This window comes from Nocardia sp. CA-129566 (assembly GCF_050956075.1).
Taxonomy (GTDB): domain Bacteria; phylum Actinomycetota; class Actinomycetes; order Mycobacteriales; family Mycobacteriaceae; genus Nocardia.
Map to the genome: position 1 here is coordinate 7,522,111 of NZ_CP192085.1, position 25,918 is coordinate 7,548,028.

19 protein-coding genes and 1 tRNA gene are annotated in these 25,918 nt (G+C 65.2%); 12 read left to right on the forward strand and 8 right to left on the reverse strand.

The genetic code is table 11. The features are described from left to right. Positions 1-106: 106 nt before the first annotated feature. The 3 genes from ACQP0C_RS33320 to cmrA all read left to right on the forward strand — a co-directional run bounded on the left by ACQP0C_RS33320 (position 107) and on the right by cmrA (position 3,718). Positions 107-688 carry a PadR family transcriptional regulator gene (locus tag ACQP0C_RS33320; protein ID WP_433726487.1) on the forward strand — a complete coding sequence of 194 codons (582 nt, stop codon included), beginning with the start codon at positions 107-109 and terminating at the stop codon, positions 686-688. After that, a complete protein-coding gene (locus ACQP0C_RS33325) occupies positions 685-2,715 on the forward strand; it encodes an FAD-dependent oxidoreductase (protein ID WP_433726489.1) in 2,031 nt (676 codons plus the stop codon). The genes ACQP0C_RS33320 and ACQP0C_RS33325 overlap by 4 nt, the downstream gene beginning before the upstream one ends. 199 nt (positions 2,716-2,914) lie before the next feature. Next, on the forward strand, positions 2,915-3,718 hold the full coding sequence (cmrA, locus tag ACQP0C_RS33330) for a mycolate reductase (RefSeq protein ID WP_433726491.1): 804 nt from the start codon (positions 2,915-2,917) through the stop codon (positions 3,716-3,718). A gap of 31 nt (positions 3,719-3,749) precedes the next feature. Here the strand turns inward: cmrA and ACQP0C_RS33335 are convergent, their stop codons facing one another. After that, positions 3,750-4,022, reverse strand: coding sequence for a hypothetical protein (locus tag ACQP0C_RS33335; protein ID WP_433726493.1), 273 nt, complete (start codon positions 4,020-4,022; stop codon positions 3,750-3,752). 414 nt (positions 4,023-4,436) lie between these two features. Here ACQP0C_RS33335 and lysA point away from each other — a divergent pair, with 414 nt between their 5' ends. Then, positions 4,437-5,780, forward strand: a complete 1,344-nt coding sequence (lysA, locus tag ACQP0C_RS33340) for a diaminopimelate decarboxylase (RefSeq protein ID WP_433726495.1) — start codon at positions 4,437-4,439, stop codon at positions 5,778-5,780. 106 nt (positions 5,781-5,886) lie between these two features. On the opposite strand, the gene ACQP0C_RS33345 is transcribed toward lysA, so the two are convergent. Further along, the gene (locus tag ACQP0C_RS33345; RefSeq protein WP_433726497.1) at positions 5,887-7,530 is read right to left on the reverse strand and encodes a S8 family peptidase; all 1,644 of its coding nucleotides are present in this window, start codon (positions 7,528-7,530) and stop codon (positions 5,887-5,889) included. A 144-nt stretch (positions 7,531-7,674) separates the two neighbouring features. Next, a complete protein-coding gene (locus ACQP0C_RS33350) occupies positions 7,675-9,522 on the reverse strand; it encodes a helicase HerA-like domain-containing protein (protein ID WP_433726499.1) in 1,848 nt (615 codons plus the stop codon). A gap of 244 nt (positions 9,523-9,766) precedes the next feature. Here ACQP0C_RS33350 and orn point away from each other — a divergent pair, with 244 nt between their 5' ends. Together orn and ACQP0C_RS33360 are read left to right on the forward strand one after the other, a co-directional pair. After that, positions 9,767-10,417, forward strand: coding sequence for an oligoribonuclease (gene orn, locus ACQP0C_RS33355; RefSeq protein WP_433726501.1), 651 nt, complete (start codon positions 9,767-9,769; stop codon positions 10,415-10,417). A 54-nt stretch (positions 10,418-10,471) separates the two neighbouring features. Beyond that, positions 10,472-10,544: transfer RNA gene (locus tag ACQP0C_RS33360), tRNA-His, on the forward strand. Positions 10,545-10,991: 447 nt separating this feature from the next. Here the strand turns inward: ACQP0C_RS33360 and ACQP0C_RS33365 are convergent. Genes ACQP0C_RS33365 through ACQP0C_RS33375 form a run of 3 tightly spaced genes read right to left on the reverse strand, consistent with a single transcriptional unit; the run spans position 10,992 to position 13,758 of the window. Then, positions 10,992-11,858 (reverse strand): alpha/beta hydrolase, encoded by an 867-nt coding sequence (locus tag ACQP0C_RS33365; RefSeq protein WP_433726503.1) that lies wholly within the window; start codon positions 11,856-11,858, stop codon positions 10,992-10,994. Further along, positions 11,821-12,930, reverse strand: coding sequence for a TauD/TfdA family dioxygenase (locus ACQP0C_RS33370; protein ID WP_433726505.1), 1,110 nt, complete (start codon positions 12,928-12,930; stop codon positions 11,821-11,823). The genes ACQP0C_RS33365 and ACQP0C_RS33370 overlap by 38 nt, the downstream gene beginning before the upstream one ends. A gap of 15 nt (positions 12,931-12,945) precedes the next feature. Further along, positions 12,946-13,758 (reverse strand): hypothetical protein, encoded by an 813-nt coding sequence (locus ACQP0C_RS33375; protein ID WP_433726507.1) that lies wholly within the window; start codon positions 13,756-13,758, stop codon positions 12,946-12,948. A gap of 588 nt (positions 13,759-14,346) precedes the next feature. Here ACQP0C_RS33375 and ACQP0C_RS33380 point away from each other — a divergent pair. The 3 genes from ACQP0C_RS33380 to ACQP0C_RS33390 all read left to right on the forward strand — a co-directional run bounded on the left by ACQP0C_RS33380 (position 14,347) and on the right by ACQP0C_RS33390 (position 18,188). Beyond that, complete coding sequence (locus ACQP0C_RS33380) at positions 14,347-15,171, forward strand: helix-turn-helix domain-containing protein (RefSeq protein ID WP_433726509.1); 825 nt, start codon at positions 14,347-14,349, stop codon at positions 15,169-15,171. Positions 15,172-15,340: 169 nt separating this feature from the next. Then, the gene (locus ACQP0C_RS33385; RefSeq protein WP_433726511.1) at positions 15,341-17,713 is read left to right on the forward strand and encodes a tetratricopeptide repeat protein; all 2,373 of its coding nucleotides are present in this window, start codon (positions 15,341-15,343) and stop codon (positions 17,711-17,713) included. Further along, the gene (locus ACQP0C_RS33390; RefSeq protein ID WP_433726513.1) at positions 17,700-18,188 is read left to right on the forward strand and encodes a hypothetical protein; all 489 of its coding nucleotides are present in this window, start codon (positions 17,700-17,702) and stop codon (positions 18,186-18,188) included. The genes ACQP0C_RS33385 and ACQP0C_RS33390 overlap by 14 nt, the downstream gene beginning before the upstream one ends. Before the next feature lie 9 nt (positions 18,189-18,197). Here ACQP0C_RS33390 and ACQP0C_RS33395 read toward each other — a convergent pair whose 3' ends face one another. Next, positions 18,198-20,504 (reverse strand): tetratricopeptide repeat protein, encoded by a 2,307-nt coding sequence (locus tag ACQP0C_RS33395; protein WP_433726515.1) that lies wholly within the window; start codon positions 20,502-20,504, stop codon positions 18,198-18,200. Between the two features lie 367 nt (positions 20,505-20,871). Here ACQP0C_RS33395 and ACQP0C_RS33400 point away from each other — a divergent pair, with 367 nt between their 5' ends. The 3 genes from ACQP0C_RS33400 (at position 20,872) to ACQP0C_RS33410 (ending at position 24,025) form a co-directional block, all read left to right on the forward strand. Then, a complete protein-coding gene (locus ACQP0C_RS33400) occupies positions 20,872-21,024 on the forward strand; it encodes a hypothetical protein (RefSeq protein WP_433726517.1) in 153 nt (50 codons plus the stop codon). Beyond that, the gene (locus ACQP0C_RS33405) at positions 21,021-22,133 is read left to right on the forward strand and encodes a hypothetical protein (protein WP_433726519.1); all 1,113 of its coding nucleotides are present in this window, start codon (positions 21,021-21,023) and stop codon (positions 22,131-22,133) included. Before ACQP0C_RS33400 ends, ACQP0C_RS33405 begins: the two co-directional genes overlap by 4 nt. Positions 22,134-22,840: 707 nt before the next feature. Beyond that, complete coding sequence (locus ACQP0C_RS33410) at positions 22,841-24,025, forward strand: alanine--tRNA ligase-related protein (protein WP_433726520.1); 1,185 nt, start codon at positions 22,841-22,843, stop codon at positions 24,023-24,025. Positions 24,026-24,217: 192 nt separating this feature from the next. Here the strand turns inward: ACQP0C_RS33410 and ACQP0C_RS33415 are convergent, their stop codons facing one another. Continuing rightward, positions 24,218-25,624, reverse strand: coding sequence for an alpha/beta fold hydrolase (locus ACQP0C_RS33415; protein ID WP_433726522.1), 1,407 nt, complete (start codon positions 25,622-25,624; stop codon positions 24,218-24,220). Positions 25,625-25,918: the final 294 nt, after the last annotated feature.

Sequence of the window (25,918 nt, forward strand, 5' to 3'; positions counted from 1 at the left end):
ATGGGCGCAGCCTAATGCGGATTCCGGAGACAGGCGGGCCAACCCACGATACCGGCAGACTATGCACCCAGTTGCATAGTACTGGGTGTAACGATAACCTTGCGCTATGGCCCTCGAACACGCGCTGCTGGTATCGCTGACCGAGCGCGCCGGTTCGGGTTATGAACTGGCGCGCCGCTTCGACAAGTCCATCGGCTTCTTCTGGAGCGCGACCCATCAGCAGATCTATCGGGTGCTCAAGCGCATGGAGGAATCCGGGTGGCTGAGCAGTGAGGCAGTGGCCCAGGAGGGGCGCCCCGATAAGAAGGTCTATTCGGTGAACGAGGCGGGCCGCGCCGAATTGGCGCGCTGGATCGCCGCGCCGACCGATACCTCCATGCCGCGCAACGAACTCGGCGTGAAGATCCGCGCCGCCGAACACGGCGATATCGACGCGCTCTGCGCTGAGGTCGCCCGGCATCGCGATCAGCACCACCAGCGGCTGGAACTGTTCCGGCTCATCGAAAAGCGTGACTTCCCGGCGCCGGATCAGCTCTCCGGTACCCCACTGCACCAGTACCTCGTGCTGCGCGCGGGCATTCGGGTGGAGTCCGGATTCGTCGAGTGGTGCGACGAAGTACTGCAAGCCCTGCAACCCCGTGCAACAGCCCCGCACGCGGACCCGAAGAAAGGTGAGACTCAGCGATGAGTTCGTTCCCCCATCTTTTCGAGCCCCTCGATCTCGGCTTCACCACACTGCGCAATCGCGTGATCATGGGATCGATGCATACCGGCCTGGAGGATCGCGCCTGGGATACCAACCGGCTCGCCGCCTATTTCGCCGAACGCGCGCGCGGCGGTGTCGGTCTCATCATTACCGGCGGTTACGCCCCGAACCGCACCGGCTGGCTGCTGCCGTTCGGCGCCAAACTCACCAATAAGACCGAGGCGTATCGGCACCGGGTGATCACCAAGGCCGTGCACAAGGAGGGCGGCAAGATCGCGATCCAGATCCTGCACGCGGGCCGCTATTCCTATATGCCGGGCAGTGTTTCGGCGTCCTCGATCAAGGCCCCCATCAACCCGTTCCGCCCGCGCAAGCTCTCCGCACGCGGCATCGAGCAGACCATCGATGACTACGCCCGCTGTGCGAAGCTGGCCCAGTTCGCCGGCTATGACGGCTGCGAAATCATGGGCGGTGAAGGCTATTTCATCAACCAGTTTCTCGCACCGCGCACCAATAAGCGCACCGACAAGTGGGGCGGATCGGCGGAGAACCGGCGCCGGATCGCGGTGGAGATCGTGCGCCGCACCCGTGCCGCAGTGGGGCCGAACTTCATCATCGTATTCCGGCTGTCCATGGCCGAGTTGGTCGAAAAGGGCCAGACCTTCGACGAAATCGTCGCGCTGGCAAAGGAACTCGAAGCCGCGGGCGCCAGCATTCTGAATACCGATATCGGCTGGCACGAGGCGCGCGTCCCGACCATCGTCACCTCGGTGCCGCGCGCGGCCTTCGTCGAATTCACCGCGAAGATCACCGAGCAGGTGCATATTCCGGTCTGCGCCTCCAACCGGATCAATATGCCCGAGATCGCCGAGGAAATCCTCACTCGCGGTGACGCACAACTGGTTTCGCTGGCGCGGCCGTTCCTCACCGATCCGGAATGGGTCAATAAGGCCGCCGCCGACCGGGTCGACGAGATCAATACCTGTATCGCCTGCAACCAGGCCTGCCTGGACCATGCCTTCCAGCGCAAAACCGTGTCCTGCCTGCTGAACCCGCGCGCGGGTCACGAAACCGAACTGAAACTGCTGCCGACCCGGCGCAGCAAGCGTGTCGCGGTCGTCGGCGCCGGCCCGGCCGGACTTTCGGCCGCGGTCAATCTCGCCGAACGCGGGCACCGGGTCGACCTTTTCGAGGCCGACGACAAGATCGGCGGGCAATTCGATATCGCCCGCCGCATTCCGGGCAAGGAAGAGTTCGACGAATCGATCCGCTATTACACCAGGATGCTCGAGGTCACCGGCGTGCACGTGCACCTGAACCAGCGGATCACCGCGGCCGAGCTGATCGAGGCGCGCTACGACGAAATCGTGCTGGCCACCGGTGTGCGCCCGCGCATTCCGAATATCCCGGGCATCGACCACCCGATGGTGCTGTCCTATGCCGAACTGGTGCGCGAGGAACGGCCCGTCGGCAAGCGCGTCGCGGTCATCGGCGCGGGCGGCATCGGCTACGACGTGAGCGAATTCCTGACTGTCGAAGGACATCCCACGCTCAAGCTGGACGAGTGGAAGGAAGAATGGGGCGTCGACTCCGCGGACGAGCAGGTCCGCGGCCAGCTCACCGAGCCCAAACCCGCCCCCGCCGCCCGCGAAGTCGTACTGCTGCAACGCAAATCGACCCCCTTCGGCAAGGACCTCGGCAAGACCTCCGGCTGGGTGCACCGCGCCGCACTCAAAGCCAAGGGCGTCGAACACGTCGGCGGCGTCAACTACGAGCGCATCGATGACAACGGCCTGCACATCAGCTTCGGCGAAAAACGCCAACGCCCCCAACTGATCCCGGTCGACAACGTCATCATCTGCGCCGGCCAGGAATCCGTACGCGAACTCGAAGAACCCCTCCGCGCAGCCGGTGCCACTGTCCACCTCATCGGCGGCGCCGATCTGGCGTCCGAACTCGACGCCAAGCGCGCAATCGATCAGGGCACCCGTCTGGCCGCCCGGATCTAGCAGCCGACTCCTATCACCCCTCGTCGAGCAGGCCGTCGATACATTCGAGACCATTGTGCGGTCGGCGATCACCAGTTGAGTTCGGCCGTGGGGCGGATCTGGGCCGAGTGCCCGGTCTGGAATCCGGCGGGGCCTCGCCGATCCGAGGCAGGTATGGGCGCTGGGATCAGGTTCTGGACCTATCCCCTAGGCTCCACTCGTGAGCTTGCCCTCCCCTACCTCTGAGAATCGCGCGGTCGTTACTGGTGCCTCGTCTGGTATCGGTACTGCGTTGGCCGCTGAGCTTGCTGCTCGCGGGTATTCGTTGATCCTGGTTGCGCGGCGCGGGGAGGTATTGAACGAGCTTGCGCAGCGGCTGACGTTGGCGCACGGCATTACCGCTGAGGTGCGCGCGGTGGATTTGTCCGACCGGAGCGCACGGGCGCCGCTGGTCGAGGAGTTGGCCGCGCGCAATATCTCGATCCTCTGCAACAACGCCGGCATTGCCACGTTCGGCGCGGTTGCCGAACTCGATCCGGCCTATGAGCGCGACCAGATGGAGCTCAACGCCGTTGCGGTGCACGATCTCACGTTGGCCGTGCTGCCCGGGATGATCGCCAGGGGTGGGGGCGGCATCCTGATCAGCGGCTCGGCGGCGGGCAATATGCCGATTCCGAACAATGCGACCTATGCGGCGAGCAAGGCCTTCGCCAATACCTTCTCCGAATCGCTGCGCGGCGAATTGAAGGGCTCCGGCGTGCACGTCACGCTGCTCGCCCCCGGCCCGGTGCGCACCGAAATCCCGGATCCGGCCGAAGCCTCCATCGTCGACCGCATGGTGCCCGACTTCATGTGGGTCACTTCCGAATACACCGCCAAGATCTCCATCGACGCCTTGGCCCGCAACAAAATGCGCGTAGTCCCCGGCCTGATCAGCAAGGGCATGAGCGTCGCAGGCCAATACGGCCCCCGCGCCTTCACCGCCCCGATCGCCGGGGCGTTCTACAAGAAGCTCGGCGGCTGAAGATCTCGAGGGGCCGAGCCCTCTCGACCGGTCACCACCTCGACGAGTCCGCGGGAACGACCTCACACACCGCCCATAGCTCGATGATCCGGTCGGCGGAGACGTGGCGCACCCACTGTTCTGCGCCGCTCGGGGCCGGTGCGTCCTTTGCTGTCTCGGCCCGCCGACCGCACGCATCAACCGTCATCGTGACCACCCTCGGCCGGACCGCACGCCCCTGGGGTCCGAGTTCCAGCGTCGTTGCGACGAGGTGCCGGATCTGATCGGTGCCCTCGTCGATCGTCGGACGCGGCCCCCTCCGCATGCCGGTCCGCCACCGACTGCTCGGGGCCCTCATAGAACACGCGATGGACGGCTGCCAGCAAACCCACTTTCGACCCTAAATGGTCATACACACCACCGGTCGACATCCGCGCGAGCCACCGCGGACGTCAGGTCCACCCTGGCCGGATCAATTCCGCGCGCATGGCGTCCAACAGCGGCTGTCGGACGGCAGGAGGCCGAACCATGCGCCAACGGCAATACCGGATCAGGTCCGGCTCAGCGCGAGCACGAGCCAGATCAGAGCGCACTGCCCTATCGGTCAGCAACCCGTCAGGAACCGCTTCGGCAGCGTCAAGGATCCGTCAGCGTTTCCCATGCTCGATAGGAAGCGGCGTAGTCCTGAAATCGGCCCCGCATGTAGAGAAAGCGGGGGCGCACCGAGGAGAGACCCCACGTGACGCTGCTCGAAATTTTCCCGTCGCTACGATCGGGAATGCCTTCGCGCCTCGACTCCGCGGTTTGGCCGCGGGATACCCACTACGACGGCGACGGCAGAATCACCCTCGGCGGGGTGGCCCTCGCCGATATCGCCGACCAGTACGGCACCGCCACCTACGTACTCGACGAGCAGGAGGTGCGCGCCCGCTGCCGCGCCTACAAGAAGGCCTTTCCGGAGGCCGAGATCATCTATGCGGGCAAGGCGCTGATGATTCGCGCGGTCGCGGAATGGGTTACCCAAGAAGGACTTTCGGTGGACGTATGCTCGGCGGGCGAGCTCGCCATCGCACTCGCGGCCGGTGCCGATCCGAAGCGAATCGTGCTGCACGGCAATGGAAAATCCTATGACGAACTCGATGCCGCCGTTCGCAGCGGCGTCGGCCGGATCGTGGTCGACTCGCTGACCGAGATCACCCTGCTCTCCGCGCTGGCCACCCGGCCGCAGCGGGTACTGCTCCGACTGTCCCCCGGCATCGATGTGCACGGGCATCCGGCGGTGAAAACCGGTGTGCTGGACCAGAAATTCGGTTTCCCGATCGGCAGCGAGATGGCCACCGAAGCGATCGAACGCGTGCTGCGCCAGCCGAACCTCGAGTTGATCGGCTTCCACTGCCACCTCGGCTCCCAGATCTACGATCCGGATCACTACGGCGAGGCGGTGCGGCGGATGATCGGCGAAATGGCAAGGGTCCGTGCGGATTACGGCCGCATTCTGACCGACCTCGACCTGGGCGGCGGACATGCGGTCGCCTATCGCAGCGGCGACGCCGAGATGAATCTGGCCGAACTCGCCGACATCATCGACGACGCCCTCGACGCAGGCTGCGCGCGACACCACTTCCCGCGCCCGAATATCGCCATGGAACCGGGCCGCGCCATCGTGGCGCGCGCCGGGGTCACGCTGTATCGGGTGCTGTCGGTCAAGCATATCGACGGCGGACGGACCTACGTCACCGTCGACGGCGGCATGGGCGATAACGCGCGCGTTGCGCTCTACGGCGCGAATTACGAAGTGGTCGTTGCCAATCGGCATCCGTGCGGCCCGCAGATGGTCGCGACGGTGGCCGGTCGCTACTGCGAGGCAGGCGATGTGCTCGCCACCGATATCCGCCTGCCCGCCGACCTACGTCCCGGCGAGGTGCTGGCAGTGCCGTGTACCGGCGCATACCACCACAGCCTCGCCTCGTCCTACAACAGCGTCGGCCGTCCACCGATCATCGCGGTGCACAATGGGCGCGCCCGCCAACTGGTCCGCCGCGAAACGATTGCCGATCTTCTCGCCCGCGATATCGGCAACTGACCGCACGATTCCGCCGGTCATGCAGGAACGAACCGCGCCGGACGGGAACGTGTCAGCGGGGCGGGGAACGGCAACGCAACCCTCCCTGCACAGCGCGACCTGATACTCAGTTCGGCCCACGCAGCTTCCTGGCGGTCTGCACCGCGGTGAGCGCATTGAGGCGGCCGAAACCGTACTTGGCGCTGTGCCCGTCCGCGCCGTACCCGCCGTGTTGCGTATCGATCATGTCGCATGACTGCCTCAACAGGTCCTTGACCTCATTCGACTCGAGATCCGGGTGCACCGACAGCACCAATGCCACGACACCGGCCGCACCGGGGCATGCGCTGGAGGTACCACCGAAGCTATTGGTGAAGTTTCCGGCGGTATCGCCGTCATCGGTGGTGCCGACGTTGTATCCGGCGGCACCGCGCCGGTCGACGGTCCAGATGCCGGGCGTCAGGGCGTCGGGATGATGCAACGGCGGATGCCCGAAGTCGCTGCTCGGGAACGCGCACCAGACCGCTTTGCCGAAATCGCTGTAGACACTGCGTTTTCCGGTGTCGTTGCAGGCCGCGACGGCGATCACCTTCGGGAAGCTCGCGTAGCCGTCATTGTCGACGGACTCGTTGCCATTGCCCGCGGCGAACAGCACGACGCATCCCTTGCCATTGCGACCGTTGGTCACCGCATGCTCGATCGCCAAGCGTGTGCTGGCCGGTAGCGGCACCACCTGATTGTGCGCCGGGTCGTTCGGTCGGAACCACACGCCGTCGGCGGGGCCCCAACTGCAGGAGATGACGTCGGCGCCGTGGTCGGCCGCCCACACGAAGGCGCGCGCCTCCGCCTGGGAGCCGAGTTGGGAGGCGAGCCGAATCGGCATCAGCCGGGCGTCGGGGGCCACACCGGAGGCGCCGAGCGTGCCGTTGGCGCAGGCGACACCGGCGCATGCGGTGCCGTGATTATCGCCGTCCCGGGGTCCGGTCCCGTTCGAATCGCGCGGGCGCGGATTGCTGGTCTGCAAGGTCGCGTCGCGCGGTGCGACCACCTTGCCCGCACCGGCGAATTCCGGGTGGTCGATATCGACACCGTCGTCGATGAGCGCGACAGTCACGCCTTCGCCGCGCGTAATCGCATGGGCCGCTTCCACATTCGCGTGCGCGTTCACCGCTGTGCCGCCGATGGTGGTCGGCTTCAGATGCCACTGCTGCGGGAAGATCGTCTTGCGGGAGCGCCGCCGAATCAACTCGGGATGGCAATAGACGACATCATCACGGCTCAGCAGCCCGTTCGCGATATCGAACACCTGCTGCCCGGTCCCCTCGACCGCGCTGGTGAAATACGCGTTGGTCGCATAGGTCACGGTTTCCTTGATCCGCAGCCCCGCCTCGTCGAGCACCCTGCGACACTGCTCGGGCTTCGCGTCGTCGGTGAACTTCACGAAGATGTTCTCGGTGTACAGCACCGGCTCGTCGCTCACCGGATCCACGAGCACATGACCGGCGAAACGCACCTCCGGCGCGGCGGCCAGCACCGACTTGCGCGCGGCGACCGACCGCGAATCCGGCGGCACCCGATAGACCTGCACGCCCGCCTCGGGATAGGACACCACCAGTGCCGCGTCATCGAGTTCACCGCTCAGCGGCGTGCGGACCGACCCGATGGAGCGTGGAATCGGGCGCTTGTTCTGGGTTCGGACCGCGATCAGGTCCGGACTTTGTTGCAATTCGAAACCGGGATCGTTTTTGGTCCCGAAGTTTGCGGTAGGCATGACGACTCCTTACTGTCACCGCCCGAACACCACCGTGAAAGTAGCGCTGACCAGCGACGATGTATCGAGTACCTGCTACTCGAAAATGACTGGACCCGCCTACGGCAGATCAGCGGGTCCGGATTTTCATTCGGGTGGTGCCCCTCAACGCTTACGGGTGCCGAAGATGCTGCGGCTGATCTCGCGCCCCGCGGCGGTGGCGGCCGAACGCAGGAAGCTCTTCACCGCCGGATTCCTCATGATGCGCTCGGCCGCCGACTCCTCCGCTTTCGGGGCGCGGCCGGGTGCCGGAACCGGCTCGATCTCTTGTTGTGCCGCAGCAACTTTCGCGGCCAGGATCTCGTAGGCCGATTCGCGGTCGATGGTCCGGCCGTATTTGGCGGACAGCGCGCTCGACAGCGCTCGTGATGTGATCTGGTCGTCACCGATGGTGTTCATCAGTGAGCGCGGCGGCGCGATCCTGGCCCAGGCCACGGGAGTCGGGGCGCCCTGCTCCGAGAGCACCGTCACGATCGCCTCACCGGTGCCCAGCGAGGTGAGCGCCTTCTCCAGGTCGTAGACCCCGGTCTTCGGGTAGGTGCGCACCGTCTTGGACAGCGCCTTCTGATCGTCGGGGGTGAAGGCGCGCAGTGCGTGCTGAATGCGCGCGCCCAATTGGGAGAGCACCGGATTCGGGATATCGGTGGGCAGTTGGGTGCAGAAGAATACGCCCACGCCCTTGGACCGGATCAGCTTGACCGTCTGCTCCACCTGCTCCAGGAATGCCTTGGAGGCATCCGCGAACAACAGATGCGCCTCATCGAAAATGAAGACCAGCTTGGGCTTTTCGATGTCGCCGACCTCGGGCAGGGTCTGGAACAGATCGGCGAGCACCCACATCAGGAAGGTGGAGAACATCACCGGCCGGGCCGCCTGGGCGCCGAGTTCGAACAGCGTGATCACACCCTGTCCGCCCGCGGTGCGCAGCAGATCCGCCGGATCCAGTTCCGGCTCGCCGAAGAACGTATCGCCGCCGTCGGCTTCCAGATTCACCAGCGCGCGCAGGATGACACCCGCGGTCGCCGCCGAAACCCCGCCGATGCCCTTGAGATCTTCCTTGCCCTCCGGACTGGTGAGATGGGTGATAACCGCACGCAGATCCTTCAGATCCAATAGGCCCAGCCCCGCCTTATCGGCCCAGTGGAAGATCAGCCCGAGCGTGGATTCCTGGGTCTCGTTGAGGCCGAGCACCTTACTGAGCAACACCGGCCCGAATGCGGTGATGGTCGCGCGAATCGGCACCCCGACTCCGCCGGTGCCCAGCGAGACGAATTCGGTCGGAAATCCGGCCGGCGCCCAGTCCGCCGCACCGGTTTCGGCCGCCCTGGCGCTGAGCTTGTCGTTCGCCTGACCCGGCTGCGCGAGCCCCGACAGGTCGCCCTTGATATCGGCGAGCACCACCGGCACACCGGCCCGGGAGAGCTGTTCGGCGATACCCTGCAACGTCTTCGTCTTACCGGTACCGGTCGCACCGGCGACCAGGCCGTGCCGGTTCATGGTGCGCATCGGAATCCGCACGCGCGCAGTCGAATCGACGGCACCGTCGACGACAATGGTGCCCAGCTCCAGCGCGACTCCGTCGAACGCGTACCCGGCGGCGATCTGCTGGGCCACGGATTGCTCGGCGGCCCTGGCGGTTTCGTCTGCGGCCGCGTTCGCGGTTGCGGCCGCCGCGGCACTGGCGGCGGCGGTCTCGGCCGTCGCGGCGACCCTCGACTGTACGGCACCGGCCTGCGCCACCGCATGCGCCGCATTCGGATCGGCGGTCGCGGCCGCCGCCTCCTGTTCCGCCAACTCGCGCTCGGCGGCTTCGGCCGCCGCGGCCGCCTCCGCCGCGACGCGCGCCGCCTCCTCGGCTGCCTTCCTGGCCGCGGCCGCCTTCTCCTGAGGGGTCGGCCCGCCCGTCTCCCGACCACCGCCCCCGATCGAATCGCTCCGCGACCCTGTATTCATGGCGCGTCCTCCGTCTGGTCTGACTCCGCACCGCTTCCGCAGTGTTAGCTGTCGTGCCGAAAACGCCTACGCCGATCTCTCGCAAACTCTATCGCCGACCCTGCGGTCGAGCAGGACCAACCCGCTGGTGACGTGCACTTCTTACGCAGAAGGCACCGGCACAACCGCCGGTTTCGCGCGAAGCGAGAGCGAGCATTCGCCGATGCCGAAGGCAGCACCAATAAACACAGCTAAGGTTGCTCGGGTGTCCGATAAATACGTGGTGTGGATGGATTGCGAGATGACCGGCCTGCGCCTGGACAGCGACAAGCTGATCGAGGTGGCCGCGCTCGTGACCGACAGCGACCTCAATATTCTCGGTGAGGGCGTGGATATCGTCATCCACGCCGATGACGAGGCCCTAGCCGCCATGCCGCAGGTGGTCGCCGATATGCATGCGCGCTCCGGCCTCACCGATGAGGTGCGCCGCTCCACCGTCACCCTCGCCGACGCCGAGAAGCAGGTACTCGACTACATCCGCGAATACGCCCCGACCGCGGGCACGGTCCCGCTGGCGGGCAATTCGATCGCAACCGACCGTGGCTTCATCGCCCGCGATATGCCCGCGCTCGATTCGCATCTGCACTACCGGATGATCGATGTGAGTTCGATCAAGGAGCTGTGCCGCCGCTGGTACCCGCGCATCTACTTCGGCCAGCCGGAGAAGGGGCTCACCCACCGCGCCCTCGCCGATATCAAGGAATCCATCCGCGAGTTGGAGTACTACCGACGCACCGCCTTCGTCCCCACCCCCGGTCCGTCGACGGGCGAGATCGCCGCCATCGCGAACGAACTGAGCGGTACCGCGAAGGGCGCCGACGCGGCCGCACAAAACGGCACGTCAGAAACCGATTAGGGACTGGCGGGGGTAACACGCTAATATCTACCGCGCTGGTACATAACCAGCATGGTGGCTGTAGTTCAGCTGGTAGAGCACCAGGTTGTGATCCTGGGTGTCGCGGGTTCGAGTCCCGTCAGCCACCCGATGTCATAGTGTGCGAACCACCCCCTGGGGTGGTTCGCACACTATGACCAAACGACTCTTCGCCGTCGATCCTGTCGTCCATCGGGATCTGGAAGACCGGCACCAGCCAGTTCGAGGCAGTGACCGTTACCCACACTGCCAACTCCTCGATCAGTGCCTTCGTTTCATTGAGTGATCCAGCGAGAATTAGTCGAAGATTTCTCGGCGCCGATTGAGCAGCGCACTCGAATCGCTGCTGACCGACATGCTCCCCACCGGCTCACGACGCGGACTCCGTCCGAAGGCTCGAGCTGTGGCCAATCTCCTGGCCGACCGGGAGGAGGCGGACGCGATCGTCGAGCACGCCGACTGGCTCGCGAAACGACGTAACTCGTTCCGCCGGCTCGACCCCGCGGGTACGAACAGCCACCGACCGCGCGAGCCGAGCACAGGCCGCGTCCGGCCATCAGTCCCGGAGGAAGTCGGCTATCTCGTCCAGGAGGGCGGCGCCCTGTTCGGGGTGGCCGCGCAACCACGGCACGACCGCGTGATCGGCGCCGGGTACCACGATCATGCCGCGTCTCGCCGGGGAAACCGCGGTGTATATCAGGTCGATGACCTCTCGGGGGATGGGGCTATACCGTTTCACCCCGTCGATGGTCATCTCCCCGACCGCACCGCCGGCCGGAAGCCCGAACTCGGTCGGCTCGAGGCCGTCGTATTCGCCCATGATGAGCAACAGCCTGCCCCGGTATTTCCGGAGAATCGGGAGCAGATCATTGTCGAGATAGCTGAAGGGCCTTCGGATCACACTGCCGAAGGGCCTGCCGAACGGCGCCAGGTATGCCCGGGTGTCATACATGCCCGGGCCGAACAGCACGATCCGGTCCACCTCGTCGGAGTGGGCGCCCAGCACCTTTACGGCGGGCGTGCCACCGAGGCTGTAGGCGATTATCTTCCGTTTTCGCGTGGTGTCGAGATAGGAGTAGAACGCCTCGGCCTCGGCGATGTTGCTCCCGAGTGTTGTCTCGCGCAGCGGAACCCCGCTCGCGGCGCTGTGCCCGGACAGGCTAATGCCGAGGGTGGAATAGCCACGGTCACGCAGGCCCAGGGTTACGAAATCAGCCTTGGTGTAATCGGCGCGTGCGCCGTGGACCGAAAGGATCCAGGGGTGGGCATTCGGTTCCCCCTGGACGATCCTGCCCTCTAGGACGAAAAGCCCGAAGTCGTGCTCGAAATATGACGCTTCGACGGCCGGGTCGTAGGAGATCAACAGGTCTTTGTGACGCGGCTCGCTACGTGTGGCGGTCCGGAAATCCCGCGTGTCGCTCATCGGTTCGAATTACTCCTCGCCTCGAATTGTCGGCCGCACTTTCCAGCAGGATGCGGGGGTCCACGACTCGTGGACGGATTTCGAATTGCCGCAGGCGCGCCGGGTCTCGACAGCAGGCGAGCCGACGCTGCCAGCGGTCCGTGCCGTCATAGCGCGGTCCCGCGCCGACTCGATATGCCCGCCTACCGTGCAGGACGCGGCGATTGTCGATCACTACCACCTGACCGGGCCGAAACGGCAGCGCGACCCTGTTTCGCCTGATGTTCTCGACCAGTTCCAGCAGAGCCGTGGCATGCCTGGGTTCATATGCCGCGACCTCGACATTCCCCGTATTCAGCCGGATCCAAGGGTTGCCGCTCGGCCCGTAGCAGATCGCCACCGACACGGACGGATCGTTGGCCGCGCCGCCCTGTCCCGGGTTGGTGCGATTGAAGAACCACTCTTTGCGTAAGAGGTCCATCGTGCGCGGCGCCAGGTCGGACCAATCGGGGATCGACAGTATCGTCGGAACCAGATCGTCGTTGCGGAAGAAATGCAATGTCAGAAAGTCGGGGCTGATATCGAGTCCGTCGCCCAGATTGAACGAGGCATCCTCCACATGCAATCCGAGTTCGGTGACCGCAGCGCTGACCTCCGGTATATCGGCCATTTCTTTCACGGGGATCACGTCGTTGTGCACCACGCCGTGCTGTTGTGTCGAGTACCCATAGCCGTACCAACCGGCGAGTCCGACGATCAGTCCGCGCAGGATATCGGCGGCGTAGAGGTTGTGAATCCCCCCACCGTGATAGTGGTCGGGCGTGGGTCCGACCGCAGCCGTGGTGTCTGCGCCGAGTTCGAATACCACGACCGCTGCGCCCCGATGTTCCGACAGGTGCGCCAACAGGTCGGACATGGCCGGCAGATCTCCCCTCCGTGACATGCCGACCACTGCCATCAGATCCAAGAATTCCGCCTCGCCCAGAGTCGGCAGCACCGGTTCTATCTCGCGGCTCACATCCTGCAAGACGGCCTTCTCATGGCGATCCATCGACACCGACACAATGCCGGGGTAGAGATTCCGCAACCTCATACCGCTGCCTCTCGGTTAGGTGACTCGGGCATGTCGGCAGTCATCGATGGCTGAATCGATCGCGTGCGCATTCGTCACGTGCGGAACCGAAGGCGCCGGGTAGGCGAAAGATGTGGGCGAATGCTTGCGCATCGCCCCGCGATGGCTCTGCAAGAACTGCGTGAACTTCTTCTGCACCTGATCAGCGAAGAAACCGATCTCGATGGCATGACCCGTTCCGCTGTACTGGGCGACGATCGCCGGCAGTGTCCGCAAGGCGCCGTCGGCGATCTGCGCCGCGTACACGTCGGCGTCCCTGTCGAATGCAGGCCAGTTGCGCGGGTCCGTGATCCGTTGCGTCAGATTGGTGTTCTCGCAGAGAAAGACCCCGAGGACGAACGTCCAGATCGAGAAGGCGCCGGTCCCGTGACCGCGCACTTCCCCGTGCGGGCTCAGAAACCGGTCGAGGCGGTAGAACTGGCCGATGCGCCGGACTCGGCTGAGGTGAATCATCGAAGCGACCACCGCGTCGAGGTCGCCGACGCAGCTGTCCAGCCAGCCGAGCACCTCGCGGGCAGGCGCGCCGCGCCGGGGCACCGAGCCCAGAATATGCTCGAATACCGCTTCTATGCCGTTCTGAATCCGGTACATGAGTATCTCCTGGTCGCGATCCTCCCCAGCGGCCAGAAACGTCCGAGGATCATCGATCGGGTGCTGGCTCGCGATGTCCGACCAGGCCAGAAAGGGATGCCGTCCTTCGATGGATGCCAACTCGATCGCCCGGCGGAAGAAACGGCTGCCATCTCGTCGCGATTTGTATTCGGCGCTTCCCTGGAATGCGATATTCAATGATCTTTCCGCCCAGGCCAAATCCAGGGAGGCTATCCGTCGCGGCACCCTCGAGGTGGGATCGAGGTAGCTCTGACAAGCCTTTTCGGCATCCCGAGTGAAGTGAGCCGTCACCGTGTCCCAGAGAGCTTCCGCGGAGAGGTTGCCGCTGTGAATCGCGTCGTTGTACGCGCCGATTTCATCGTGGATGAAATCGCTCAGCGACCCCAGGGGACGAGATTCCGTACCGACATCGCTGGCGGCCCGTTCCCGACTCGGGCCTTTCGGCGGGATTTCGAAACAACTGAGCAGTCTTGCACGTGGTGTCATCCTCGCGCCCCTCCTGACATAGATTCCGGTACAGCCCGTCCGCCATGAGGATTCGGATACGGAGGCCTCGTGGGCGCCGACCGGGACCCGGCATGGGGCTGTCCGCTCCATGTGTACCGAGGCGCACGTTGTCCGAGCAGCGGCGGCGGACAACCGACTCCCGCGACGGACAATTCGGCGGGGATCGACCGCGATGGCGCGAGGTCCACGGCGGAATCCTCGTCGGGCAGGGCGGGATAGAATTCGAGGTACACCCCTCAGGCACCTGGAGGATCGCGCATGCCGCGCCCGGAGCGTCCGCTCGACCCCTCGGCTGGACCTGTTCAGGCATTCGCCGCCGAGCTGCGCAAGTTACGCGCCGGGGCAGGTGATCCGAAATACCTGCAAATGGCCCGTATGACGGGTCGATCGCGGACGGCGCTCTCGGAGGCCGCCGGTGGCGATCACCTCCCGACCTGGGAGACGACCGAAGCCTTCGTCAAGGCGTGCGGCGCCGACATCGGCACGTGGCGGCTCAGATGGGAACGGGTACAGGAGCAGATGTCCCCGTGGGGGATCGCGCCCACGCCGGCGAATCCGACCAACAAAACCGCCGTCGATGCCCGTGTCGCCGAAGACAACGGTTCATCGGCGAGCCATCTGGGCGCGGACACGGCGGCAGGCGCCGAGGTTCTGCTGCGCATGTGGCATGAGCAGCGCACGCAAGGCAGGCAGTCGGAGAACCACCGGGCGATCATGACGATTGTCGTGGTGATCGGCGCGGTCGGCGGCATGACCTATGTGGCTGTGGGGCACGGCAATCGGTACGTCACGGCGAGTGCCGCGTTCGCGGTATGCCTGCTCGGTTTGTTCGGCGCCGTCATCTGCGCCAAGTACTTCGAGCGGTTCAAGATGCATATGGACGGTGCGCAGGCCCTGCGGCGCAGACTGGATGACCTGTACCCCGCACTGCGCCTAGAGGAGGACTGGTCGGCCAGCCGAAGGCAGCACGAGAACAATTACAAGGTGCTTTCCCGGATCAGGCTCGAACATCTGTGGGTGGTAGCGCATCTGGGCATCGCATTCGTCGGCGCCATCGCTACCGTCGTGCACCTGCTCGATTGATATCACCGACTGGGCGTTCTCCACAACGATTTCCTGATTCTCGGAATCGGGTGATGCTGATCGGGGCGGCTCGAGACATCGGTGCGGTTTACAGTTGCCCGGTGCCGCGCCGTCTCGGGATCAACTCGCTCACACGAAGTCGTTCGTTATCACCCATCACACGTGTCCGATGACCAACCCCGCACCCGATTTCTATCACGTATTCCTGTGCTACAAGTTCGAAGACTTCCGCTTCGCCGACGATCTCCGCTCCGAACTCGTGAAACGTGGAATGCGGGTCTTCCTGGATGTCATCACCGGCGAGGACTGGGCGCCGCTGTCGACCTCGATCGCCGACGCGCTGGCACACTCACGCACGCTGGTCGCATTGATGACCGAGAATTTCCCGCGCAGCCCACACTGTCGCGAGGAATTGCACGTCGCGTTGCTGGCCGCGGACTACCTCGATGATGGGGACACCTCGCGGGTGATGACGATCGCGCGTGGCATCTCGCCCGATGATGTGCGGCCCAAGCAACTCACCGTCCACCGGCTGCCCTTCGGGGGCCTGCCACCCGCCGTCCTGGTGGAGAAGATCGTCGCCAACGTACGCGACCACACCGGCGTGTTCGGGGATGCCCCGACGCAGATGCCGAAGTTGGCCTGGTATCCAAGCGAACGCCCGACCGAGCGATTCTTCCGTGGGCGATACGCCGAGCTGTGGGACATCCACTCCGGATTGCGCGCGCGACAGCGCAACCGGGATCGCGGACTGCCCGTGGTGTCGGTGACCGGTGCGGGCGGACAGGGGAAGACCTCGGTGTGCCTGCACTATGCGCGCGTGTTCGGGCGAGACCATCCCGGTGGTGTTTTCGTACTCGACTTCGGTGGCAGCTACGACAGCACGGTCTCCGAATCGCAGTACGCGCTGTGGAGCCGCTACCGGGAACACCTCGCCGCGATCGCCGAGAAGCTGGAGGTCGCGGGACCGCAGGAGGTCGTCGGGAGACTCGAACAGCTGGGGCAACCCTATCTGTGGATTCTCGACGACATCCCCACAACAGCGGACCCGGAAGACGTTCTCGCGATGTGCGCGCCCACCGCGGCAGGCCGAACACTGGTCACCACACGCAATCCCGAACGTTTCGCCTCGGCGACCGTCGCGTTGGGGCCGCTCGATCCCGGCTCCGGTGCGGATCTGCTGACCGCCTATCGGCGCGCCGAACCGACGGAGGCGGGTGCGGTCCGCGAGATCGTGTCGATGTTGGGCGAGCATCCCCTCGGCCTGACCATCGCCTCGGGACTGACCACCACCGAGGATTTCACCGGGTACGCGGGTCTGCTCACGCAATTGTCCTCCACCGAACCCGATGAACTCGAAAGGGCGCAGTGGGCAACGGGTCTGCCCGCCGGCTGCGCAGTTCCGTTCAGCCGCACCCTGGCGCGGTCCTTCCGATCGCTCGACCGCGCCGGCTCGGATGTGGTGAGCGCGGCAGGCATATTCGCCGCGGCGCCGATCCCGCGCGCCTTGCTCGCCACGACCGTTGCCTCGGTGAGCGACGCCGGCGAGCAGCATCTCACCGCGGGCATCGCGACCGCCACCGCGCGCGCCCTGCTCGAACCGGACGGCTCGGAATACCGGATGCACGCACTCGTGACACGCGCGATCCGCCTGCTGGTTCAACCGACCCGACGCAAACAGTTCCGGGACGCGGCCCTGACCGAACTCACCGCGGCCGTGGAGAACACCCACGAGAGCGAACGGCACCCGCAGGTCCGCAGGTATCTTCCGCACGTTCGCACCATCGCCGGATTCGGCCTGGCGGGCGATCGCTGGCTGGTGGGCGAGGACGAACGCTACCTGCTCAATGAGGCAGGTCGGGTCCTCATCGACTTCGACCGCCGAGCGCTGGAGATCTACCAATTGCTCTACGACGCCTGCCCGATAGATGTGGTCGGTGTGTACACCCACTGTGTCGCACTCAACGGGCTGGCGGTAGCCCACGAGTTCGCCGGTGCGCACACGACAGCGGCGACCCTCAAACGTCGCCTGGTCGACCTGCTGAGCGCGGAATGCGGCGAAGAAGCATCCGAAACATTGATCGCACTCAACAATCTCGCTGTCCTGCAACACATAATGGGGCGCCACGACGAGGCATACAATTCCCAGGTGCGGGTCTTCCGAGGTCGGCGACGCCACCGGAAGCTCGGGCCCACGCACCGTCAAACGGTAGTCGCCTGGAACAATCTCGCGGTCTTGCGCGGCCACCTCGGCGATTCACCGCAGCAGAAGCACTTCCATCGAAGGGTCGCACACCGGCTGTGGATTCTTGCCTGTGACCGTTGGCGTCGCATCGCCCGCCCCGACGACCGAGACGCTTTGGACGCGCTGCAAGGCCTCGGGCTGAGCTATCGGGCGCTGGGCGACCACGAGTCGGCCTTGCCGCTGATCATCACCGTCTACCGGCAGCGCGAACAGACGCTCGGGCCCGAACATCCCGAGACCCTGGACGCCATGGAGAACTTGCTGATCCTGCGAGAGGAGATCGATGAGCGACGGTAATGACACCTTCGAATCGCTGCTGTTGCGGCGTCTCCGGCATCAAGGCCCCGATCACCCTGACACCAAAAGAACGGTGACGAACCTCATACGGGGGCGCTCGCGCGGTATCACCGCCGCCGATCGCGAGTCTGCCGACCTGCCGGAGACAACCGGTGTCGATGGGGTCCGCCTCGATGGTGACGGCGTGGACGACGAGATCGAATTGATCGAAGCGGCAATGGCGCTGCACGCGCAGCGCGCCGACGCCTACGGTGACGAAGACCCGCGCACCCTGGTGGGGCGTGGCTATCTGGCCTACGCGCTGGCATTCGCCGATCACCTCGACGGGCAGCTCGAGGCGGCCGCGGCGCTCGCCCAGGACGCTTACGAGGGATTGGCCGATGCGGCCGAGACCGGCGACGCTGGGCCGCACGATGTGCGGATCGCGAACCTGATCTACGAATGGATCACCCAGCGTCTCGCGGAGTCCGACTGAGCGATCCCCTCATGCGGGTGACAGGCCGGCCAGATCGGCACGCACCTCGGCGGCGCGCGGTGAGCCCATATCCTCCAGCATCGCCAACGCCCGCGTCCAGTGCCGCGCGGCCTGCTCGCCCAGGCCCTGTGATCGCGCGACGGCGCCCAACCCGTGCAGCGCCATCGCCGTCTCGTACCGGCCGCCGGATCGGGCGTCGGATTCGATCGCGTCGGCGAACGCCTCCTCGGCCGTCCTGGCTTGCCCAACGCGCAGATACAGCCACCCGAGCCCGTTCGCCGCCCGGGCCGCATCCATATGCATGCCCAACTCACGCGACAGATCGCGCGACTGCTCGAGATGTTCGGCGGCGGAGTCGGCATGTCCCAGGGACGATTCCGACATCCCCAGTCCGCGCAGGGTTATCGCGATGTTACGACGGGTCCCGACCTGGCGATAGATCTCGAGCGCCGCCAGGTCCAGTCGTATCGCCTCGGCGAACTCGCCGCGGCGACGACACACGGCCGCCTCGTGCGCCAATGTGCCCGCGAACCCGTGAATATCACCGAGTTTTTCGAAAAGTCCACGCGCGATACGGTATTGCGCCATAGCCGCGTCGTCGTCGCCGCGTTTGTGCCACGCCACACCGAGATTGGCGCGCGTCATCGCCTCGCCCAGCTGGTCACCGGATCGGACCGCGGCCCGCACCGCGTGTTCATGGCTGCCGACCCATTCGTACAGCCGCTTGACGCGAAAGAAGTAGCCGCGCAGCAGAAATGCCAGCTGCCAACGAGCCGCATCGAGCGCCGGATAGTCCTGCGCGCACAGGGCGACCATCGTCGACAGTTCGGTATCCAGCCACGACAACGCCTCCTCCGATGTGCCCAACGATGTCACTTCGACTGTGCTCGTGGGCAATTCGAGGCGGTAGCGCAGCGGCTCGATGAGTTCATCGGCCAGGGAGGTCGTGTGCAGGTAGTACTCGAACAGCCGTTGCCGCGCCACGCCCGTCGGCATTTCGTGAGCTGGGCTCTCGGCGACCTCGGCGGCATACCGGTGCACGAGATCGTGCAGTTCGATCCGGCGGTCGTCGGTCAGGGAGACCAGGTGCGCGCGGTCTAGTACACGCAGATGCCGGACAGCGGTCTCCCTGTCCACGCCCGCGACTGCGGCGACCGCATCGATATGGACACCGGTGCCCGGGACGACACCGAGCCGTTCGAAAGTCGTTGCCACATCTTCGCGCAACTTGTGGTGCGACCACGAGACGACGGTGCGTGGATCGGAGCCAGGATCCTCGTTCTCCAAAACGCTGAGTCGTCGGCGATCGTCGGCCAAGTCGGCCACGAACGAGGCCAGCGGCACCGCGGGCCGCGCCTTCACCGTCTCGGCGACGATGCGAAGCGTCAACGGCAGCCCCGCGCATTTCGCGATCAACGTCGATGTGTTTTCCTCACCCGAGGTGACCCGGTCGCCGAGTGAATCGCGCAGCAGGGTCAGCGACTCGTCGTCGGACAGACACGGAACACGCACGACCTCGGCGCCGTGGCGGACCGCCAACCCGGTCAGCTCGCGCCGACTCGTCACCAGCACCGCACAGGACGACGCGGCGGGCAACAGCGGCCGCACCTGGTCTTCGTCGCGGACATTGTCCAGCACAATCAGAACCTGCCTGCCATCCAACAAAGTCCGCAGGAATGCCGAACGACTGTGCAGGTCATCGGGGACCGTGGCCGGGTCCACGCCGAAGGCGCGCAGCCATCCGGGCAGGACCTCCTCGGGTCGCGCCGGTCCACCGACACTCCACCCTCGAAGATCGGCGTAGAGAATTCCATCGGAAAACCTGCCGGCGCGCAGACTTGCCCAGCGCAGAGCCAGCGCCGTCTTCCCCACACCGGGTCGCCCGGTGACCACCGCCATCGCAATTCCGGCATCGTCGGGCTCGGCCAGCAACTCGTCCAAGAGACGAAGCTGGTCGGCGCGCCCGACGAATCCCCGCACCCCGGGCGGCAACTGGCGCGGCGCCGCCGACGCCCGCTCGCGGCGGTCCTTCACCGGCGCGGTCACTGGACGACCGCTGTCGGTGAGAACCCTCATGTACAGCTCGTCCCAGTCCTCCACCTTGGTGACCGCTGCGGGTATACCGGCCAGGACAGCACGCATCGCGGGCCATGTGGTCGACCGATCCGGAATCGCCCGCCCCCGTTTGGCGTCGTACCACACGCTTTTGCTGATTCCACTGAGATCTGCGGCGCTCCGGTCGCCCCCGAGGTGGCGCACGGCGCGATCGACCGCCGCGTGAAAGCGGGCCCGGGCGCCGCCTCCCGAACGAGTCACACCCACCTCCGAAACAACCGGCCAGCGCCGGACGAAACCGCCGGACATCACCGCGGCTCACCCGGCGCCGGGCATTCGGTCCGGCGCAGGCGGTCGCCGGACACGATTGCCGGACATCAGCCATCGAACCGACTCTACGTCCATGCCGAAACACATGGTCAGCGCAACGCCCCCGCCGGGCTCCGACACACGAGTCCCCGCCCCCGACCAGACTCGTCCCAGTTCCCCTCCGATTGCTCCGGGTTCCTACCGACCGCCGATCCACCAGGCCCCCACGAATTACCGGCCTACTACCCCGGCATCACCGCTGAGCCCTTTCGCTACGAGACCACCGCGACCCGACCGTCCGGACATCAACATTCGATTGATGAGTGCCGCGCTCGACGTCGTGCACGAAGCGCTCGCCGAGTTGATCGAAACCATCGAGCAGAACCGTACGGCCGCACCGGAGACAACAGCCGCGATCCATATCCTGGTAACCAGGATCGCCGAGGCGACGAGCCTGCTGGTAACGCGATGAACACCACCCCGCTCGGACTGGATCCGTTGACATACAACATCTTTGCCGCTGCTTTCGACCTGGACTCGCCCGAGCGCACACGCGTCTTCCACGATGCCGCCGCGGTCGCACAGCGGTACCTTGCGCCGTTCATCACCAAGGTCGCGGTCGATATGTTGCCGGAAATCATTGCGGCGACTCGGGTCGACCCCGGCGCGGCGGTCGTATTCCAGGGGCGTGACGGCTTTGCCTTCGGGCACGTGTTCGCCGCACTCGCACCCGAACTCTATGCGGCCCATTGTGTCCCGATGTACCTGTCGCGGTCGCTGGTCCACAGTGCACTGTGCGCGCTCGAGCACCGGACCAACGCGAGATTCCTGGGCATCGAGCCATTTCGCCGGCGGGCGGGCGGCGGTGGCGATCCCAGTGCGGCTTGGCATCGGCTCACCACCTACTTCCTGGACAACGGCATACCGATCGGCGCACCCGGCTCCGTAGTCCATCTTGTCGACACCGGCTTCAAAGGCAGCATCCAGGAGATGCTGGCCGCCGCCTACCCGCAGACCACCTTCATCGGACATCTAGCCTTTCATGCGGCCGCCGCGGCGGATCCGCACCCGGGCAGCAAACGCGGCTACGTTGTGCATCTCGATGCCGCGAATGGACCAGATGGCAACGCCATGCGCGGCGCGCTGCCCGCGGACAAGAAACTGACCTTCCTGCACCGCACGGCAATCCTCGCCGTCGAGCGGCTGATACAGGGCAGCCACCGCAGCCCCGATGAATTCGGCCCGAACGGCAAGCCCCACGCGCCACGCGCTCGCCACGATCCCCGCCCACTCGAAAATATCGATCGGGCCGCCATCGCTTCGCCCTACGCCGATCCCCTACTGCGCGAGGGTATCCGGAGCATTCTGATCATCGCCATATGCCGTCAGGCCTCCGCACTCGCCGACCGTGCCACCGCGGTCGCGAATCGGTCGGATAAGATCCGGAACTCGACTTGGTACGCGGACCTCACCAGGCGCAGCGACGATTTTGTGGATCAAATCCGTGCGTGGATAAACGACGATCCGTCCTGCGACAACCGCCTCCACACCCTCCTCGACGCATTCGTCCTACGCACCTGAGAATTGCGGTGAACGCCCATCGGATCGCAGCACTTACCGCACAACAGTCCCGACCTGCCGGATCACGATCTGTTGCCCCTCGACCAGGATTTCCCGGTTCGTATGCCGGGACATCCGGGACCCCGATGTGAGGGTGCGAACCGAATCCTGAGATATTCGGTTCGCACCTTCCTCATTTCCGCAGGTAGAACGGCAGGATCGCCCGGTTCGTACAGCGAGACGTGAGCTTCCCCGAACGAGGCGTACGAACCCATTGGAACAACCGCAGCCCGCTCCCATCCCATCGGACTCCGCAGCCGAAGTAGATGTGCGCTGGGACACAGCTCGATGCGACAGCAGAGGTGGTAGTTGAGTGAGGGCGCGCCAGCAGGGTGAGTTGCCGGACGCGCTGATCTCCCTGCTCGCTCGGCACCGCGACTGCACGCGCTGTTGGTGGGCCCAACGCTCCACAACCCGAACCCGCTGACGGTCGAAGAGCCGATAAATCGGTCGTCTTGGCACGGCCTGGTTGCTACCGTGCAGCCATGAAGGTCAATTCACGAATCGCTGCCGCGGCCGCACGAGCTCTCAGCTCGCCGGTCGCTGCCGCCTGACCTCTTCTCCCATGCCGGCGACCGGAAACGGTCCGCTGGTGTGCGTCGGTCTTGTTGCCGGACCTGCCATGTGCGGTCGCTTCCGGTCGATTTCACATCGATGGAGCAACCACCGTGATCACCACAGACCAGACCATTCAGACCTTCCTCGACTTCTTCCGCGAACGCGGGCATGAACTCACGACGGGCGGATCGCTCATTCCCTCACCGGGGGATCCGGTGCTGTTCACCACCTCCGGGATGCACCCGTTGACCCCATATCTGATGGGCCGACCCCACCCGCTGGGCCAGCGACTCACCAGCCTGCAGCGCTGCCTGCGCACCACCGATCTCGAGGAGGTCGGTGACGACACCCACCTCACCGTGTTCGAAATGCTCGGGTCCTGGTCACTCGGCGACTACGGCGGCCCGCAGAGCCTGCGTTGGGGATTTGAACTGCTACGCGACGGCTTCGGCATCGACCCCGGCCGGATATACGTCACGGTGTTCGGCGGTGACGAACTGGTCGAGCCTGACCACGAGTCGTGGCGCACGTGGGATGAGCTGGGCTTACCGGTCGAACCGACCACTGACGAGAACTGGTGGTCCAACGGCCCCACCGGACTCTGCGGACCCGATTCGGAGATCTTCGTCTGGACGGGAGACGACATGCCGCAGGGCACGCCGACATCCGATGACCGGTGGGTGGAGGTGTGGAATCACGTCATGATGCGATACGTGCGGCATCCCGACGGCAGCCTCGAACCGATGCGCCGGCCCGGCATCGACACCGGCCTGGGTTTGGAACGGCTGGTGCGAATCCTGCGGAACACGCAGTCCGTCTTCGAGATCGACGTATTCCAGCCCTGGCTGACCACCCTGCCTCGAATCTGGGGCCCGCTGGACGAACGGTCGCTGCGACTGCTGTCGGACCATCTGCGATCCAGCATCGTTGTCCTCGGCGACCGGGTCACCCCATCCCCGTCCGGTCGCGGTCATGTACTCCGCCGTTTGATCCGCCGCACGCTGACCACGCTGTGGCACGACGATCCGACCCGCACCCTGTCGGACCTGCCGATCGAGCTTGTGGAACACACCCTCGGGCGCTTCCGGCAATCTGTTCACTCCCACCAGGTGCGCACCATCCTGCTCGATGAGGAACGCAAATTCGACCTGCTGCTCCAGCGCGGACGAAAGGTCTTGTCCCACAGCCGTTTCACCGGACCCTTGACCGACGACGACTACCACTATCTGCACGACACCCACGGCCTGCCCCGCGATCTCGTGATGTATCTGAACACCGAAGCCGGTGTCAGTTGACATGTCAGGGCTGTGTCAGGCCGTGGCCGATCCGATCAGCGCCGTAAGCGTGCACGAGGAGTTATGACTTTGCCCAAGGCGACACGGCCTACTTGTTGATGTCCGAGGAGCCGGCATGTCGGCGCGGCGCCTCGATCTGGAGTGAGGATGACGACCAGCACGAATCACGCTGCATGACCCGGATATCCGGGCCTACTCGATCGGTGTGGTGGGCAAGCAGGTGCGGTCGTGTGCCGGGAAGGTTCCGTTGCCGAAGTAGTGGTTGGTGGTGTCGAGGATGCAGGTGCTCAAACCCGGACGCAGCACCATATGGATCCTGGTGTCGGTCAAGGTGATCAAGCGCGACCCCGACATTTGCTGATGCAGTGCCATAGCTTGTGGGTAGGGTGTCCGGTTGTCGCCGGTGGCCTGCAGGATCAGTGCGGGCACGGCGTTGTCGACCACAGTGGGTGGTTCCACGGGCGGTGGCCAGAATGCACAGGGTTGAATGTTGTTGGCCAGTGCGGCGAAGATCGGCTGGGTCGGACGGGCCGCCTCGATCGCGTTCCAGTACCAGGCGGGGTCGGCGGGCATCGGTGCGTCCGCACACCAGATCTGCACCATGACCGAATCTTCGTCCTGCTTGTCGGCCTCGATCTGCTGGTGCAGCTGCTCGGGCACCTGCGGTGCGCGTCCCTCGGCCGCGTCGGCGATGGCCCGTACCGATGCCGCAAGGGCCTCGTTCAATCGCGCGTCACGCAACATCGTCCACAGCACGTTCGGCAGGAGATGATCATCGAAGCCGAAGCCCTCGACCACGATCGGCGACAGCGATGCGCGCTCGATCAGGTCCTCGACTCCACGACGTACCTCGGGCGCGGAGTCGCCGAGGTGGTACTGCTGGTCACGAACAGCGACCCAGCCGGCCCAGTCGTCGAAGGCCGATTCCACTGCCGGACCCCAGTCCTGTTGCAGCCCAAGCCAGTAGCGCTGCGGATCGATGGCACTATCGAGCACCATGCGATCAGATCGGCCGGGGAACAACTGGGAGTAGACCGCACCCAGGTACGTTCCGTAGGACACGCCGTAATAGTTGATGCGGTCCTCGCTCAGTGCTGCACGGATCACGTCCATGTCGCGGGCGGTGTTGCGGGTGCTGAGCTGCCGCATCCAGTTCCGATCACCCACCAGGCAATCGGCGGCCAGCCGTGCTTGCAGGACTGTTTCGGTGACGAATCCGGGTAACCCGACACCTGCCGAGCGGATCGGGGTGGCGACCGGCCATCCGCATCGCTGGTGCCGCCCGGAGCTGGCGACTCCACGCGGGTCGAATCCGATCAGGTCATAGCGGCTCAGCACATCCGGTTCGAGAACATCACCGACGAGATCGAATGCATCGATCCCCGGCGTACCCGGTCCGCCCGAGTTGGTCAGCAGCACACCGCGACGGTGTGCTGTGTCGCGTGCCAGGATCCGCGAGACCGCAATCGCGATGCTCGGCCCGTCCGGCCTGCCGTAATCGAGTGGCACCTCGACATCCGTACAGGCCGCGCCCTCCGCAACCAGGGCCGCATCCTCGCACGTACGCCAGTCGAGATGTTGCTGATGAAAGCGTGTCAAGGGGTCTGCTGGTTCAGCGACCGCAATACCGGAAGCGGAGGCCACCGTAACCGCGAGAACGGCAACGATCACCGTCGCGACAACATCCCCGACATCCCGCAGCAAACCACGAGGACGACAACGCTCAGGGGACGTGACCAAGTACCGATCGCCAACACCCACGAGGACCAGACCCTTTCAGCAAGTCGAGACCGAATCGCACAGGGAGCCACCGCCAACCACCAGCCGAGCAGAAATCATTCCGGGTCAGCCACAAACCCAGGCGATTTCGGGAAAGCACGGTGTTTTGCACCT